The organism is Thiocapsa sp. UBA6158 (genome assembly GCF_002423035.1).
Taxonomy (GTDB): domain Bacteria; phylum Pseudomonadota; class Gammaproteobacteria; order Chromatiales; family Chromatiaceae; genus Thiocapsa.
This window is the reverse complement of sequence record NZ_DIUM01000025.1, coordinates 1-16,519: the sequence shown is the minus strand read 5'-3', so window position 1 is coordinate 16,519 and position 16,519 is coordinate 1. Positions and strand designations below refer to the sequence as shown.

The following is a 16,519-nucleotide window of genomic DNA, read 5'->3' as shown; positions in this document are numbered from 1 at the left end:
GTGATTGACCGGACAGCAGTGCTGCGCCTGGTAAGGTAATAGCACGAGATGAAACAAACGATTTGGCGATTATCGCGACTGGGACAAAGCCGGGTGTTGTAGGGAGCTTTCGGCTCGGCACTCGGCTAGGCGAAAGTGTCGCCGTGTTCGGGTATCCACTATCTGGATTGCTCTCCAGTGGGGGAAATTTCACGCTTGGCAATGTGACGGCTCTCGCGGGCCTGCGAGACGACACTCGCATTCTTCAGATTTCAGCACCAGTCCAACCGGGGAATAGTGGTGGTCCGTTGATTGATCGGACCGGAGCAGTTGTAGGAGTGGTCGTCAGCAAATTGAACGAAATCGCGGTTGCACTCGCCACTTCGGACCTCCCACAAAATGTGAATTTTGCGATCAAGGCAGGCACCGTCCATAGTTTCGCCGAGGCTCAGGGTATTGCCCTGAAACCAGCCTCCACCTCAGATTTGCCATTGGAGCCCGCCGACCTCGCAGAGAAGGTAAAGCTGTTCTCTACCCAGATCGTGTGCATACGCTGAGGCCACAAATTCAGACACCGTATTTTCGTTTCGACCAGCTGTTCTCCCTGTACGTTGCGCCGTTCTCGGCTATGCCGGCGTGACAAGAGCTGGGCACATCTGCCAGGTCCGCCAGCATTTACCCTGCGGTTCGACTTCCCTCTCGGTGATCACAGAAGTCAATCTATCGAGCGAGGCCCAGCGGCCAGCATCACGACCTCGGCCGGACCGCGCGCGCATTGTTCGCCCCATGCGTCCATCAACGGCCGCCGCTTCTCCAACAGGTCGGACCGGGCATAGGCGGCTTCGGCCTTGTCCTTGATCGTATGCGCAAGGGCGCGTTCCACGACTTCCCGGCCCTCGGGGCGGGTCTCCCCCGCCCAATCGCGGAACGTGCTGCGGAAGCCGTGGGGGACGATCGCCCGACACTCGGCATCGCGCCAGCGCGGCGGGGCGCCGGTCTCTCCGCCTTCGTTCATCCGGCGGACGACTTCGGACAGGGCCATGTCGGACAAGGGGACGTTCTTGCGCACGCTTGGGAACACAAGATCGTCCTGGGTGCGCATGAGGGGGCGGACAGCGTCCAGGATCGCCAGCGCGGCCGGGGACAGGGGAACGCGATGGGTCTTCGCGGCCTTCATCCGATCGCCGGGGACCACCCAAACCGTGCCGTCCAGGTCGACTTCCCGCCAGCGCATGCCCCGGACCTCTCCGGTGCGGGCGGCGGTCAGGATGACGAAGCGCAGCGCTTGCGAGGCGATCCCCTCCCGCGCGCCCAACGCCGCCATGAAGGCGCCGATCTGTTCCCATGGCAGGGCCGGGCGATGTTGGACACGCTTGACCTTCGCGGGCGCGGGCAATGCCCCGGCAAGGTGTCCTTTCCAGCGAGCGGGATTCTCGCCTTCCCGCCACCCTTTCACCCGCGCGGCATCCAGGACGGCTTCCATGCGCTGGCGCACGCGGGATGCGGTTTCGGGCACCCGTTCCCAGATCGGGCGTAGGACGTTCAACACATCGTTGGTGCCGATCGCGGCCACCGGCATGTCTCCGATGATGGGGTAAACGTAGGCTTCCAGGGTGGCGGACCATTGGGCGCCGTGCTTGGCGTTGCGCCAGCCGGATTGCTTGCTTTCCAGTAGCGCTTCCGTCGCGGCCTTGAAGGTGCGTTCGGCGGCTTCGGCCTCGGCCAGGGCCTTAGCTTGGCGTTCGGCCTGTCGGTTGCCGATGGGGTCCACGCCCTGGCGCAGTCTCGCCCGCGCCTCGCCGGCCAGGATGCGGGCCTTGGCGAGGGGGACACCGTCCGGCGGGTCTCCGGCCGAACCAAGCCCCATTTCCCGGGCCTTGCCGTTCATCGTGTAGCGGAACAGCCATGACTTGGTATCCCCGGGCGCGACTTGGAGATACAGGCCCTCCCCATCGAGGAAGCGGACCGGGCGGGCCTTGCCGCCTGGAAACTTGATCGCCTTGACCATGACGGCGGAGAGCTTGCCCACGGGTCCTACCCCCAAATTTCTACCCCCAAATCTACCCCCAACGGCGGCTTGGATGCAATGGGATTAGGATAGACGGTGTTGGACAGACCATAGTCTATAACGCCATATTTTTCATGGCACTTGATACGAAGCGGGGTCATCGTGGGCTTTTCAATGGCGGACACTCTCTCCGCCAGTCCTTCCCGATAGATACGTCTCTGCGACTGCGTCCTGCACAGAAAAGCCCAATGGTTCAGTGAGTTTGCGCCGTGGGCTGTTGACCAACAGTGGCGGAACGAACCAGGAAAACGGGTCTCCATACGCCGGTTGTCTCTGGACCTGTTGACTTGGCCGATTTAGTACGGAACCCAAAAATCAAGTCTAAAGGCCGCTTTCAGTGCAGTCGGCACTCGCCCTAATTCGCGTTGCACTTGCCCACCGCCCGCGCGGCGAGAGTCATCACTTTGGTACGGATGCCTGAACGAAGACGACCTGACTTGCAGTGCTTCGGTGATCCACCCGATGACCAACGCGATCACGGCTATAGACACCAAAGGTTCTCGGCTTATTGGCTTTCCGAGAATTAGCGCGCGATAATCCACTTGAGATGACAACCTTCGAAGATATCAAAGCCGGGGCGCGGCTTCGTGGCCTGGACGCTGCCGGCGTGGCCGAGATTGTCCAGGTCACCCAGTTCGGGCGGGACGCCCTGAATCTCGTCTTCCGTGTGAACGGACGAGTGGGGGAACGGCTGGTCTATCGCGGGGAGGAGACCGGTTTCGAATTCCTCGAAGCGGGCCGCGCATACGCCTTTGATGCCGACGGTGGGCTCCTCCGCCTGGCCTCCGAGGCCTACCGGCTTCGACTAGCCCATCTCTTTGATCCCTACCTCGCGATCAGCGCATCCCAGATCGAGGCACTCCCGCACCAAATCACCGCCGTCTATGGAGAAATGCTGCCCCGGCAACCACTCCGCTTTCTACTCGCCGACGACCCCGGCGCGGGCAAGACGGTCATGGCTGGGTTGCTCATCAAGGAACTTCTGATCCGCGGTGATCTCGAGCGCTGTCTCATCGTCGCCCCAGGCAGCCTAGTCGAGCAATGGCAGGAGGAGATGTCGGAGAAATTCGGCATGGCCTTCGATCTCCTGTCTCGCGACCAGACCGAGAACTCCGTCAGTGGCAATCCCTTCACCGACCGCAGCCGGCTGATCGTTCGCCTCGACATGGCGGCCCGCTCGGACGACCTGAAGGCAAAGCTGCTCGCCGCACCAGAATGGGACCTGGTGATCTGCGACGAGGCCCACCGCATGGCAGCTTCCTATTTCGGCGGTGAAGTTAGGGAGACGCAGCGCCACAAACTTGGAAAGCTTCTGGGAGGCCGAGCGCGCAACTTCCTCCTGATGTCCGCGACGCCACACAACGGCAAGGAGGCGGACTTCCAACTGTTCATGGGGCTACTCGACGCCGACCGGTTCGAGGGACGCTTCCGCGAAGGTGTCCACAAGGCGGACGTCTCTGACATGATGCGCCGCCTGACGAAGGAGGAGCTTTACCGATTCGACGGCACGCCCCTCTTCCCCGAGCGCCGAGCCTACACGGCCAGCTACGAACTCTCGCCGGCCGAGGCCGATCTCTATCAGGCCGTCACCACCTACGTCCGAGAGGAAATGAATCGCGCCGATCGCTCGGGCGACGGCAAACGGCAGAACAGCGTGGGCTTCGCCCTCCAGATCCTGCAGCGTCGCCTCGCCTCGTCACCCGCCGCTATCCATCGCTCCCTGGAACGACGCCGCAAGCGGCTTGAAGAACGGCTGCGGGAGGAAAAGCTTCAGCGCCAAACCGGTGCCGCACCGCTCCTGCGTGCTCCTGCCTTGCCGACCTTCGACGCCGACGAACTCGACGATGCCCCGGGCGATGAGGCAGAGGCAATCGAGGAGCAAATTGCCGACCAGGCAACGGCTGCGGCCACATTGGCGGAACTCGAGGCCGAAATCCTTATCCTAAAGGACCTGGAAGCACGGGCCCTGCAATTGAAGCTCTCCGGCAAGGACGCGAAATGGCGGGAGCTGGAATCCATCCTCGACGACCCCATCATGTTCGACCAGGCAACCGGCCTACGCCGCAAGATACTGATCTTCACTGAGCCGAAGGACACGCTGGAATACCTCCAGCAGAAGATCACGGCCCGCGTCGGCGACCCGGCTTCCGTGGTCGTCATCCATGGCGGCATCGCGCGGGAGGCCCGTCGCGCCGCCATCGCTGCCTTTAACTCCGACCCGCTCGTGCGGGTGATGATCGCGAACGACGCCGCTGGTGAGGGCGTTAACCTCCAACGTGGCGCCCACCTCATGGTCAACTACGATCTACCTTGGAACCCAAACCGCCTGGAGCAGCGGTTCGGCCGTATCCACCGCATCGGCCAAACGGAGGTCTGCCACCTGTGGAACCTGTGCGCGACCAACACGCGTGAGGGCGAGGTCTACCAACGCCTCCTCGAAAAACTGGAGCAGGCACGGGCCGCCCTGGGCGGCAAGGTCTATGACGTGCTGGGCGAGCTCTTCGAGGGCCAGGCGCTCCGCGACCTTCTCGTCGATGCCATCCGCTATGGCGACGCGCCCGAGACCAAAGCCCGCCTGTTCCAGAAGGTAGATGACGCGGTTGATGTCAGCGCGATTGAGCGTCTGGTCGCCGAACGCAAGCTGACCTCCGAAGGGATGGACCCGAACGCGGTCGCCGCTATCCGCGAGGAGATGGAGCGCGCCCAGGCTCGGCGTCTGCAGCCCCATTTCATCGGCGCATTCTTCCGCGAGGCCTTCCAATTGCTAGGCGGCCGCATCGCCGAGCGCGAAAAGGGTCGCTTCGAGATTCTGCGTGTCCCGTCTTCGTTGAAGCACAGGGACCGGCTGATCGGCCGGAGCGACCCCGTCCTCGATCGCTATGCCCGCGTCACGTTCGACAAGACGTTGATCATCGGCAAACCCCAGGCCGAGTTGCTCGCCCCGGGGCACCCACTGCTGGATGCGGCGCTCGACCTGGTGCTGGAGCGTTTCCAACCCCTGCTTCAGCAAGGCGGCGTCCTGGTGGATGATGGCGATGAGAGCCAGGCCCCGCGGCTGCTCGTATATCTGGAACACGCCATCCGGGACGGGCGCGTAGCCAAGTCGGGCGAACCGCGCGTCATCTCACAGCGGCTCCAGTTCATCCATCTGCAAGAGGACGGCAGCGCCGCCGACGGCGGACCGGCACCCTACCTCGATTGCCGGCCCATCACGGCGGAGGAGCGCGCGTTGGTCGCCGACACGATCATCGCTCCCTGGCTCTCGGGCCGGGTCGAGCAGCAGGCGCTCGGCCACGCCATCGCGAAGCTCGTGCCAGAGCATCTGGGCGAAGTGAAGCGCCGACGGATCGTGGAGATCGACAAGGTCGAGCGCGAGGTGCGCGCGCGCCTCACCCGCGAAATCAACTATTGGGACTCCCGCGCGGCCCGCCTGCGCGAGGAAGAACGCGCCGGCAAGGAACAGCGCATCAACGCCAGCAATGCCGAGGCAACGGCGCAGCGGCTGGTCGAGCGGCTGCACAAGCGACAGGAGGAACTGGCACGCGAGCGGCAAATCACGGCTCTGCCCCCGGTGATGAAGGGCGCCGCACTGATCATCGCCAGGGGGCTGCTGCTGGCGCGGAGCACACCCGCCGGCGCGCCTGTGCTGGCCGGCTTTGCCGAGGACGCGTCCTCCCGTGCCGAGGTCGAGCGGCTCGCTATGGACGCGGTGATGGCGGCTGAACGCGCGCTCGGCCACGAAGCGTGGGACGTCTCCGCGGAGAAGAAGGGCTGGGACATCGAGAGCCGCAACCCCGCCGCCGGCCATCTCCGCTTTATCGAGGTGAAGGGCCGGCATGTGGATGGCGACGTCGTCATGCTGACGAAGAATGAGCTGCTGGCCTCGCTGAATAGCCCGGAAGCCTTCATCCTGGCGATCGTGCAGGTCGAAGCCGGGTTTGCACGGCAGCCAGTTTACGTGCGGCGGTTCTTCCAGCGAGAGCTTGGATTCGCCGAGACCGCCGTAGCCTTCAACGTCGCCGACCTTATCACGCTCGGCGCCCAACCAGCATGATTGGATCGTGGCGCACATGAAGGAGAAGTTGGAAGCTCTCGCAGCGGAGATTGCCGACTACCGGGAAGGCGATATCCCGCGGCCAGACGCTGATCATGTCGGGCGCTGGCTTGCACAGTTCGACGCCGACGAGCGGGAGCCACTCCTCGATGAGCTAATCCACGTCTGGTCGAAGACGTACTTTAGCAAAGCATCCGCGCGCGATTTCATCGGGCATGTGATCTCCGCCGACAAACTTGCCGGCGCCGATCCGAAAGCCTTCTGGGCTGCTACCAATGTGCTCGATACTCAGAAAAACGGGCACAGCCAGCGTGACTTGCGATCGCTATTTGCAGAGGAGTTACTAAAAGCAACCGGCCTGTCACTTTCATGTTGCGGCGGAAGCAACCGTTTCGTTTATTTGGACGACGTTCTGTTCACCGGAAATCGCATCCAGCACGATCTAAAGCGATGGCTTGTCAATGCACCGCAGGTCGCGGAGGTTCATGTCATTCTCCTCGCTTATTACCGATATGGAGAATGGACGACGGACACTGAGTTGAAGGCGGAAGCGTCGCGGTTAGGAAAGACGATCAACTTCACTTTCTGGCGGGCATTAGAGTGGGAGAACCGGAAGTACTACCGGTTTAACTCAGACGTGCTTTGGCCGACCCGGCTACCACCCGAAGCCACGGGATACGATCAAGGCAGGTTTCCGCTCGTGCCGCGGGCGCCGGGCGGCCTTGGAAGCCTCTTCTCTAGTGACGCGCGACGCGACGTCATCGAGCAGGCGCTGTTGAACGCGGGGCTTCGGATACGCTCCTTCTCGGCAAACCCGAAGCAGATCCTTCGTCCACTTGGCTTCGGTGAGTTTGGCGTGGGCTTTGGCTCACTCTTCCTCAGCTACCGGAATTGCCCAAACAATTCGCCACTCGCACTTTGGTGGGGAGGACGCACGAACCCGCCCTCGCATCCGTTCAATAAATGGTACCCACTTGTGCCGCGGAGGACCTATGGCGGCGACGACGATTTCTGAAGCGGCGGCGTCGAATCGGTTGCGGACGTATGACCGCACGACGGCGGTTGTCTTCCTCAAGACCAAGGAGGCGTTCGGCGGCCTCTCCAACATGGCGGGCGGCTATCCGCTGCGCGTGAATGGCGTCCGCATCCTCACTTCCGAGGCGCTGTACCAGGCCTGTCGCTTCCCGCATCTGCCGCATGTGCAGAAACTGATCATCGAACAGAACAGCCCGATGACGGCGAAGATGAAGGGCAAGCCCTACCGCTCGGACTCTCGGCCGGATTGGGATGCCGCGCGGGTCAAGATCATGCGGTGGTGCCTGCGCGCAAAGCTAATCCAGAATTTCGCCGAGTTCTCCCGCCTGCTGCTCGCGACTCACGACCGACCGATCGTCGAGGAATCGCGCAAGGACGACTTCTGGGGTGCGAAGCCGATCGATGCGAAGGTGCTCGTTGGCCAGAACGTGCTCGGGCGGCTGTTGATGGAACTCCGCGAGGAACTCCGTGACGGCGACCGCTGGCCCGCTCAGGAACTGCCGCCGCTCGATCTTCCCGAGTTTCTCCTATTCGGCCGGCCGATCGAGCCGATTCAAGGGAACAGCGCCGGCGTGGCAGCACCTCGGCCAACGCCAATTGCCGTGCTGGCTGCCCCTGAGCCGAAGCCAGGCCTCTTCGAACGTCCGAAAGATCGCATGTCCCCCTCTGTGCCCCGCAAGAAGCTCATCGAAGTCTCCATCCCGCTGGAAGCCATCAACGTCGCCTCCGCGCGGGAGAAGTCCATCCGGCATGGGCATCCCTCGACGCTGCATCTGTGGTGGGCGCGGCGGCCTTTGGCGGCGTGCCGGGCGGTGCTGTTCTCGCAGTTGGTGGACGACCCCTCGGCCTGGCCGGACCGCTTCCCGACGCCGGAGGCTGTGGAGGCAGAGCGAGCGCGGCTGCACAAGCTGATCGGCGGCACGAAGGAGGCCGAGTACAAGGATGGCCTGGTTGCCTGGGAAAGCTCGAACAACGAGACGGTGCTGAACGCGGCGCGGTGGGAGATCGCGCGCAGCGTGGCCTGGGGCCTGGGGGAGGAACCACCTCCGCCGGAAGATGGCGTGGCCATTCTGGCCTACCTCCAGACCAAGGCGCCGCCGGTCTATGATCCCTTCTCGGGCGGCGGCTCCATCCCGCTGGAGGCCCAGCGCCTGGGACTGCGCGCCTATGGTAGCGACCTGAACCCGGTGGCGGTGCTGATCGGCAAGGCGCTGGTGGAGATTCCGCCGAAATTCGCCGGCCTTCCCCCTGTGAACCCGGCCTCCCGTGAGGAACGCGCGCGCGGCGGGCGCTGGCAGGGGCGCGGGGCGCAGGGGCTGGCCGAGGATGTGCGCTACTACGGGGCCTGGATGCGGGACGAGGCCGCGCATCGCATCGGCCATCTCTATCCCGAGGCGACGCTTGCGGACGGCAGCAAGGCGACCGTGATTGCCTGGCTCTGGGCGCGCACCGTGCGCAGTCCGGACCCGGAGGCGAAGGGCGCCATGGTGCCGTTGGTTACTTCCTTCCTTCTGTCGACGAAGGAGGGGAAGAAGGCTTGGGTGGAGCCAGTGATCGACGCCGCCGCGTCGGACGGGTGGCGATTCGAGGTGCGGGCCGGGAAGCTGACCAAGGCGGAGGAGGAGCGGCTCAAAACAGGAACGAAGGCCGGGCGTGGGACGCACTTCACCTGCGTTGTCACTGGCGCTGCGATAGCTCCTGATCATGCTCGGCAGGAGGGCGAAGCCGGGCGGATCGGCGCACGGCTGATGGCGGTTGTGGCGGAGGGCGTGCGCGGGCGCGTCTATCTCTCGCCCACCTCCACGCACGAACGCGCAGCGACATCGGCGGAGCCGTCGGATGTCACCGGCCTGTACGTCGAGATGCCGGACAACCCGCGCTGGTTTTCGCCGCCCGGATATGGATTCAAAACTTTCGCCGCCCTCTTCACCCCGCGCCAATTGATGACGCTAACGACTTTTTCCGATTTGGTTGCTGACGCGAGAGAGAAGGCGTGCGCCGATGCCAGAGCGGCCGGCGTGCCCGCCGATACCACGCCTCTCGCTCAGGGTGGCACTGGCGCCACCGCATACGCCGATGCGGTGGCGACGTATCTCTCCCTTAGCGTTACCAAGACTGCCGATTACAACTCCTCACTCGTAGTGTGGAGCCCGACACGGGATCAGGCGAAGTCCACCTTTGCCCGGCAAGCTTTGCCTATGGTTTGGGATTTCGCCGAGGTGAACCCGCTTGCCGATGCGGCGGGTGATTTTGGCGTCAGCCTCGCCGGTATGCGCCGCGCCCTAGAAGCCTTCCCTGCGGAAGGCATGGCGGCCATCGCATCGATTGATGCCTCGAAAAACTCATTTCCAGTCCGCCCAATCACTATCTCCACTGACCCACCCTACTACGACAACATCGGCTATGCTGACCTATCGGACTTCTTCTACGTCTGGCTTCGTCGGTCTCTGGCCGGCATCTGGCCGGACCTATTCCGCCGCTTAACGACACCCAAAGATCGCGAGTTGGTCGCCACGCCATACCGCCATGGCGGTCGAGATCAGGCAGAGGCCTTCTTCATGCGGGGCATGGGGGAGGCCCTGACCGCCATACGGAAAGCTGCGGTCGAGGACTTGCCGCTCACCATCTACTACGCCTTCAAGCAATCCGAAGCGGCCGAGGATGGCGTTACGTCCGCCGGCTGGGCCTCGTTCCTTCAGGCCGTGGCGGATGCTGGGCTCGCCGTGGACGGGACTTGGCCGGTTCGCACCGAGCGCGGCGCCCGCAGTATCTCCATAGGCACCAACGCCCTTGCCTCCTCAATTGTTCTAGTCTGCCGCAAACGCGCGACTGATGCCGGTGTTGCCACCCGGGCGGATTTCATCCGCGCCCTGAAGCGAGAATTGCCCGACGCCATTGCCGCTATCCGCAAGGCAGGTGTCGGTCCGGTGGACATGCAGCAATCCGTCATAGGCCCCGGCATGGGCGTCTTCACCCGCTTCGCCAAGGTGTTGGAGGATGATGACAGCGCCATGCCGGTAAAGACGGCGCTCTCGCTCATCAACCGCGTCTGGGACGAGATCGAGAACGAACTTACCGAAGCCTTCGACGCGCCGACGCAGGTCGCGTTGGCCTGGTTCGCCACCTATGGCTTCGACGCGCGTCCCTCGGGCGAGCTAATCACGCTGGCGAACGCGAAGAACATCCCGCTCGCCACGTTATTCAGTTCCGGCGTCTTCCAGGACCTCCGCGGCAAGGCCGGCCTCGTTGCGCGGGCCGACCTTTCGGATGGCTGGTCGCCCACCACCGACAAGGCCGCCACCACCTGGGAATGCGTGCAGCACACCATCCGCGTGCTGAACGCCGAGGATGGCGGCGCCGAGGCCGCGGCCGCGCTTGTCGCGCAAATGGGCCAGCATGCGGAGGATGCCCGCGCGCTCGCCTATCGTCTGTTCGAAATCGCCACCAAAAAGGGCTGGGCGTCAGAGGCGCTGATCTACAACGCGCTCGCGCAGGAATGGCCAAGGCTGGCGGATATGGCGCCCGCCGTCATCGCGCGCGGACCGGTCGCCACCGCGCAAGCCACGCTGTTCTGACCGGCCGGGGGGAAGCTACATGTCGGCAGAAAAAGAATCGCTGCGCCGGGTGCAGGATGGGATCTTCCATCTGCAACGCGGCCTGACGCCCTTCGTCGAGGGCTGGATGCGCAAGGCGCATGGCGCACAGTGGCTGGCCTATGCCAGCCGAGCGACCGGCAGCGGCGACGGCGCCCTGGATGCCTACGGCCAGCTCAAGACGATGATCGATCGCTGGCGGGAGGTATTCGAACCCGCCTTCGCCCAGAAGGACCGCCACAGCGCCCGCAACTTCGTCTCCATGGCGCTGGAGGCACGCAACGCCGTCTCCCACCTCACGCTGCCGCTTCAGGATGTCGAGGCGCTGCGCTACCTGGATGCCATGTGGACGCTGCTGCGCCTGACCAAGGCGCCTGCGACGGAAGTTTCGGCGCTGAAGGCGCTGTATGACACGCAGCGGAACTCGGGCGGGGAGAACGCGCCTCCGCTCGCCGAGGCCCCGCCCGCGGTTCGGCAGCAGCTCACCCTGACACCAGCCGACGCGCCAGCTCGGACGCTCAAGCCTTGGACCGAGGTCGCGCTGCCGCACCCGGACGTCATCGCCAACCGCTTCAAGGAAGCCGAATTCGCCGCCGATCTGTTCGCGGTGGATAGCGGCAATGTCGCGGTGGGCGATGCCTATGCCACGCCGCAGGACTTCTTCGGCATCACCTTCCTGACCGAGGGGCTCAAGCGCGTCCTGGAAGCGGCGCTGCTGCGGTTGTCGGGACGAGGGGGCGATCCGGTGATCGGGTTGCAGACGTCCTTCGGCGGCGGCAAGACGCACACCATGCTGGCGCTGTTCCACCTGGCCGCGCATCTGCGCGCCGGCGGTGATCCGCGCACGCTGCCGGGGCTGGCGCCGCTGGTGGAGAAGATCGGCGTCACGACATGGCCGACGCCCGAATTCGCGGTGTTCGTTGGCTCCTCGAAGGGGGCGGATACCTCGCTCACGCTGAAGAACGCTCCGGTGATCCGGACGCTCTGGGGTTACATCGCCTGGCGGCTCGGCGGTGACCTCGGCCTGGAACTGGTGGCGGAAGCCGAGGCCGCGCGCACCAGCCCGGGCTCGGAGCTGATAGTGGAGTTGTTCCACCTGGTGGGGCCCAGCGTCATCCTGCTCGACGAGTTGACGATGTACGCGCGGCAACTCGACGACGATCGGTTTGAGGCATTCCTCTCCTTCATTCAGTCCCTCACCGAGGCCGCCAAGATGGTGCCCGGTGTGCTGATCGTGGGGTCCCTGCCGGAGAGCCGGGCCGAGGCAGGTGGTCCGCGCGGTGAGATCGCACTGCTGCGGCTCGAGAAGGTCTTTGGGCGTGTGCAGTCGGCGTGGCTGCCGGCGACGGGGGATGAGACCTACGAGATCATCCGCCGGCGCCTGTTCCAGCCCCTGGATGCAGACGGCGAGAAGGCCCGTGCCGAGACGGTGAAGGCGTTCCACGACCTCTATCGGAAGAACCCCGCGGAATTTCCGCCGGAAGCGCGGGAGGCGCGCACTCTCGACCTGATGATGTTGTCCTATCCGATCCATCCGGAGGTGCTCGACCGGCTGTCGAAGGATTGGGCCAGCCTGGAGAAGTTCCAGCGGACCCGCGGCGTGCTGCGCTTTATGGCCAATGTCGTCGGCGTGTTGTGGCACATGCAGTCGCGCGACCCGCTGATTACGCCGGCGCGGATCCCGCTCTCGCATGAACGCATTCGTGCCAGCGTGTTGTATCCGCTGAACCCAGCTTTCGCCTCCGTGGTCGATCGGGAGGTGGATGGCGAAGGCGCGTTGTCGGCTCGGATGGAGGTCAACCCGACCCGGCGCATCTCGCAGTCCCGTGCCGCCACGCGCGCGGCGCGGGCGGTCTTCCTGTGTTCGGCGCCGCTCGTCGGACAGCCGAATGCCGGGCTTACCGGCCAGGGTTTGCGGTTGGCCTGCGCGGAGCCGGGTGACCAGTTGGCGATCTTCGGCGAGGCGCTGCGCGAACTGACCGAGCGTGCCACCTATCTGTATGAGGAAGCGGGCCGCTACTGGTTCTCGACGCAACCCACCCTGAACAGGGTGGCCGACGAACGCGCGAAGGCGCTCCCTGAGCACGAGGTCGACGCGGAGATTATCCAGACGCTGCAAAGCGACGCTAGTTCCAAGGGCGGCTTTCATCGGGTCTACGTGGCGCCTGATGATCCGGTGACGATTGACGAGGCGCAGTCCCTCTCGCTGGTGATTCTCGGGCCTAACATGCCGCATGCGGGGAAAGGCGTGGGCCAGACCCTGGCGACCGACGCGGTCGCCGAGACGCTGACGCGCTGTCGTGCATCGCAGCGGCGGTTCCGGAACACGCTGGTGTTCGTGGCGCCGGACGAGTTGCAGCTTGGGGCCGCGCGCGAAGTGACCCGGCGGGCGATGGCTTGGGCTTCGATCGTGAAGGACGGGCAACTGCGCAAGGAGATGACTCAGGGCCAGGCTGACGACGCGGCTGAGAAGACGAAGACGAACACCGAAGGGGCACGGAAAGCGGTGCGAGGCGCCTGGAGCCATATCTTCTATCCGGTCCGCAGCGACACTGCGGGGAAGCCCTTCGACCTTGAGCACAGCCTGATCTCTGCCCGCGACCGCGCTGCGATCCCCGTGGTCGTCTATGACAAGGGCAAGGCCGACGGTGTGCTGCAGGAGAGGTTGGGTGCCGAGCGGCTGTGGATCGCACTGAAGCCGATCTGGCCGGAGGATCGGCCACACCTGCCGCTCACCGAGATCGCGGATTGGTTCGCATCGTACGTCTACCTGCCGCGGCTCCGGGATCGGGTGGTGTTGGAGACAACCATCCGTGACGCCGTGGCGAAGCTCGATCCCGAATTTGGGTATGCCGACAGCTTCGACGAGGCTACTGGCCACTATCGGAACCTGGTGTGGGCCAAGAATCCGCCAGAACTACCACCGGCGACGGCGGTGCTGGTGCGCGCGGCAGAGGCGAGAGTGCAGTCGGCTGACATGACAGTGGCGCCACAGGGACAGCTTGCCGTCGGCCCTGGGCCGGGTGCTCCAAGCTGGCAGCCGGATGGCAGCACTGATCAGCGCGATCCGCCGGGGGCATCCGAGGCGCATCGGAAACCTCGTCGCTTCTACGGGTCGGTCGAGATCGACATGGTGCGCCCGATGAAGTCATTCGACGCGATCTTCAACGCGGTTGTTATGGAATTGCAGCGGACAAACGGTGCGACGATCAAGCTCACCCTCGAGATCGAGGGGGAGGCACTCGAGGGTTTCGCCGAGGGGGAGGTCAGCGTTGTCCGAGACAATGCGAAGCAGCTGAAATTCAAACCTGAGTCGACAGGGTTTGAGGAGTAGCCGCTCGTTGCCAGTACTACTTTGCCGGAGATATCCCTGTGCCCGTGACAGGATCGGCTGAGTTCTATCGGATCTGCGATGCATCTGCCGGGAGTTGCTCGCTCCACTCCACCGGAAACGGCTTGATCAAAACCAGTAGCGTCATCTCCGGCGGCAGCCGCCCATCCAGGATCGCCTCCACGATCTCCGGCGCGAGCAGCGTCAGACGGAGGATCCGCGACACATAGGATGCGTTGATCTTTTCGGCCGCCGCGAGTTCGTCAATCGTCGCGTAGCGCCCGCTTTCCAGCATCCGCCGCCACCGGAACGCCCGGGCCAGCGCCTTCACCAGTGTGCTGTCGATCCGGGCGGCGCCCCCGATAGTGGGTGCTTCCGTCCCATCCGGTGCAATCACGACCTTCCGTCCCCCACGCCGACGGACCGTCAGCGGGATGTGCACAGTCAGCATCGGCGAGGTCGCCGTCATGCGGCCTCCTTGCGGTCACGGGACCCGAGGTCGCGGACCAGGCTCGCCAGCCCGTCCAGCCGTAGCCGGACCGTCGCACCGCTGGCGCCAATCTCGACCCGATCCACCAGCAAGTGGATGATCCGTGCCTGCTCCACCGGGAACAACTCATCCCACAGCGGGTCCAACTGGTCGAGCGCCTCCCTGACCGCATGCTCCGTGAGGTCCGGCATTTCAGCCCGCGCGGCCTGCCAGGTACCGACGATCACCTCCGGCTGGCGCACCAGCGCCCTCACCTGCGTGATCACCGCCGCCTCGATCTCGCCGGCCGGCACCCGGGCGACCTCCGGCCCATCCGCCGCGCTCCCCTTCAGCACCGACTGGCTGACGTAATATTTATAGATCTGACCGCGCTTCCCCCGCGCATGGGTCGGCGACATCGCCCGACCGTCGGAGCCGAAGATCAGCCCGCGCAGCAACGCCGGCGTCTGGCTCACCGTCTGGTTGCGGCGCACCCGCGGGCTGACCTGCAACACCGCATGCGCCGCCTCCCACTGCGCCGAGGTGACGATCGCCGCATGCTCACCGGGATAGCTGGTCCCCTTGTGGACAGCGTCGCCGAGATACACCCGGTTGTTCAGCACCCGGTAGATGTCGGTCTTGGTGAACGGCTTGCCCCGCTTGGTGGTCGCCCCGGCCTCCTGCAACCGGCGCAGCAGCACAGTGCCCGAGCGGGTCTCGACGAACCCGGTGAACACCGAGCGCACCAGGTCCGCCTCGGCGGCGTTCACCACCAGCTTGCGATCCCGCACGTCGAAGCCCAGCGGCACGAACCCACCCATCCAAATCCCACGTTTGCGCGAGGCGGCGACTTTGTCGCGGATCCTCTCGCCGATTACCTCGCGCTCGAACTGGGCGAAGCTGAGCAGGATGTTCAGCGTCAGCCGCCCCATGGACGTCGTGGTGTTGAAGGCCTGCGTAATGCTGACGAAGGTCGCATTGTTGCGGTCGAACACTTCCACCAGCTTCGCGAAATCCATCAAGGCGCGGCTGAGCCTATCGATTTTGTAAACGACGATGACGTCGACCAACCCTTCCTCGACGTCGGCCAGCAACCGTTTCAGCGCCGGCCTTTCCAGTGTCCCGCCGGAGACGCCAACGTCGTCGTAGCGATCCCGCACCAGAACCCAGCCCTCGGCCCGCTGGCTGGCGATATAGGCCTCGCAGGCCTCCCGCTGCGCGTCGAGGCTGTTGAACTCCATGTCCAACCCCTCCTCGGACGACTTCCGCGTGTAGATCGCGCAGCGCCGTTTCTGCACCGACGCCGGCAACCCGGTGGTGGGTGGTTTGCGTGTCATACCGTCCCCCGCGGGCTCTTCAGGCCGAAGAACACCAGGCCGTTCCAGCGCGTGCCGGTGATGGCGCGGGCGATGGCGGACAGCGACCGGAACCCCCTGCCCTGGTATTCGTAATCATCGGACCGCACCGTCACACGGTGCTCGACGCCCTGGTATTCCCGAACCAGGGTGGTGCCGGCGATGGGTTTCCGGTCCGCACGGATACGGCGGATGACGAGGTTACCGCCGTCGAGTTGCTCACCCAGGGCCTCGAGACGGGCGATGGTCGCCGGCTTCAAGCCGCCAAAAGCGAGTTCCTGCGTCCGGTAGCCCAGGCGATTGCGGAGGAATTTCTGGTTGTAGGCTGGTGGCTCGTTGCCAAACAGATCTCGCCATTCCTGCTTGAGGTCGGGGGTGGCCATCGTCGCCAGTGCCGCCAATCGGCCCAACACATCCGTCGTTGGGATCGAGGGGATTGCCGGCGTTGGCTGTGTGCTGGCCTTGATCTTTCGGGTCATGCGCGTCTCCGTGAGGTCGGGTTCGCATGACCGCGCTGGTGGGCGGTATCGCGTAGCGAATTGTCTCCCGGGTCGTCGGTTTGACGGGTGGCTTCCTCGGCGTTGCGGCTATGCAGCCGCAGCAGGCCTCGGGCCACGGCTGTTCAACGCTGACGG

Annotated in this window: 9 protein-coding genes and 1 pseudogene; 6 read left to right on the top strand and 4 right to left on the bottom strand. The window is 64.6% G+C overall.

Annotated features, from left to right (window positions below; all coding sequences use genetic code 11):
* Positions 1-23 precede the first annotated feature (23 nt).
* Positions 24-308, top strand: a pseudogene (locus B4N44_RS19875) (S1 family peptidase); the annotation flags it as partial.
* 9 nt (positions 309-317) lie between these two features.
* Positions 318-536: a hypothetical protein gene (locus tag B4N44_RS03885; RefSeq protein WP_296697127.1), complete on the top strand. Its 219-nt coding sequence runs from the start codon at positions 318-320 to the stop codon at positions 534-536.
* Between the two features lie 158 nt (positions 537-694).
* Here the strand turns inward: B4N44_RS03885 and B4N44_RS03880 are convergent, their stop codons facing one another.
* Positions 695-2,008, bottom strand: coding sequence for a tyrosine-type recombinase/integrase (locus B4N44_RS03880; protein WP_296697124.1), 1,314 nt, complete (start codon positions 2,006-2,008; stop codon positions 695-697).
* A gap of 586 nt (positions 2,009-2,594) precedes the next feature.
* Between B4N44_RS03880 and B4N44_RS03875 the strand changes: the two genes are divergently transcribed.
* Genes B4N44_RS03875 through B4N44_RS03860 form a run of 4 tightly spaced genes read left to right on the top strand, consistent with a single transcriptional unit; the run spans position 2,595 to position 14,063 of the window.
* The gene (locus B4N44_RS03875) at positions 2,595-6,101 is read left to right on the top strand and encodes a helicase-related protein (RefSeq protein WP_296697122.1); all 3,507 of its coding nucleotides are present in this window, start codon (positions 2,595-2,597) and stop codon (positions 6,099-6,101) included.
* 16 nt (positions 6,102-6,117) lie between these two features.
* Entirely contained in the window at positions 6,118-7,116 is a 999-nt protein-coding gene (locus B4N44_RS03870; RefSeq protein WP_296697120.1) for a phosphoribosyltransferase-like protein, read from the top strand.
* Positions 7,094-10,711 carry a DUF1156 domain-containing protein gene (locus B4N44_RS03865; protein WP_296697117.1) on the top strand — a complete coding sequence of 1,206 codons (3,618 nt, stop codon included), beginning with the start codon at positions 7,094-7,096 and terminating at the stop codon, positions 10,709-10,711. Before B4N44_RS03870 ends, B4N44_RS03865 begins: the two co-directional genes overlap by 23 nt.
* A 19-nt stretch (positions 10,712-10,730) precedes the next feature.
* Entirely contained in the window at positions 10,731-14,063 is a 3,333-nt protein-coding gene (locus B4N44_RS03860; protein WP_296697115.1) for a DUF499 domain-containing protein, read from the top strand.
* A gap of 64 nt (positions 14,064-14,127) precedes the next feature.
* On the opposite strand, the gene B4N44_RS03855 is transcribed toward B4N44_RS03860, so the two are convergent.
* From B4N44_RS03855 to B4N44_RS03845, 3 genes are read right to left on the bottom strand one after another with little or no spacing between them, the layout of a single operon-like run.
* Positions 14,128-14,529 carry a hypothetical protein gene (locus B4N44_RS03855; RefSeq protein ID WP_296697112.1) on the bottom strand — a complete coding sequence of 134 codons (402 nt, stop codon included), beginning with the start codon at positions 14,527-14,529 and terminating at the stop codon, positions 14,128-14,130.
* Positions 14,526-15,866: a recombinase family protein gene (locus B4N44_RS03850; protein ID WP_296697111.1), complete on the bottom strand. Its 1,341-nt coding sequence runs from the start codon at positions 15,864-15,866 to the stop codon at positions 14,526-14,528. The genes B4N44_RS03855 and B4N44_RS03850 overlap by 4 nt, the downstream gene beginning before the upstream one ends.
* Positions 15,863-16,363 carry a DUF2924 domain-containing protein gene (locus B4N44_RS03845; RefSeq protein WP_296697109.1) on the bottom strand — a complete coding sequence of 167 codons (501 nt, stop codon included), beginning with the start codon at positions 16,361-16,363 and terminating at the stop codon, positions 15,863-15,865. Before B4N44_RS03845 ends, B4N44_RS03850 begins: the two co-directional genes overlap by 4 nt.
* Positions 16,364-16,519: the final 156 nt, after the last annotated feature.

What these genes read in the sequence shown, in the direction of transcription:
- B4N44_RS03860 (WP_296697115.1), top strand. Translation starts at nt 10,731, where the DNA reads ATGTCGGCAGAAAAAGAATCGCTGCGCCGGGTGCAGGATGGGATCTTC.
- B4N44_RS03850 (WP_296697111.1), bottom strand. Translation starts at nt 15,866, where the DNA reads ATGACACGCAAACCACCCACCACCGGGTTGCCGGCGTCGGTGCAGAAA.
- B4N44_RS03870 (WP_296697120.1), top strand. Translation starts at nt 6,118, where the DNA reads ATGAAGGAGAAGTTGGAAGCTCTCGCAGCGGAGATTGCCGACTACCGG.
- B4N44_RS03875 (WP_296697122.1), top strand. Translation starts at nt 2,595, where the DNA reads ATGACAACCTTCGAAGATATCAAAGCCGGGGCGCGGCTTCGTGGCCTG.
- B4N44_RS03845 (WP_296697109.1), bottom strand. Translation starts at nt 16,363, where the DNA reads ATGACCCGAAAGATCAAGGCCAGCACACAGCCAACGCCGGCAATCCCC.
- B4N44_RS03855 (WP_296697112.1), bottom strand. Translation starts at nt 14,529, where the DNA reads ATGACGGCGACCTCGCCGATGCTGACTGTGCACATCCCGCTGACGGTC.
- B4N44_RS03865 (WP_296697117.1), top strand. Translation starts at nt 7,094, where the DNA reads ATGGCGGCGACGACGATTTCTGAAGCGGCGGCGTCGAATCGGTTGCGG.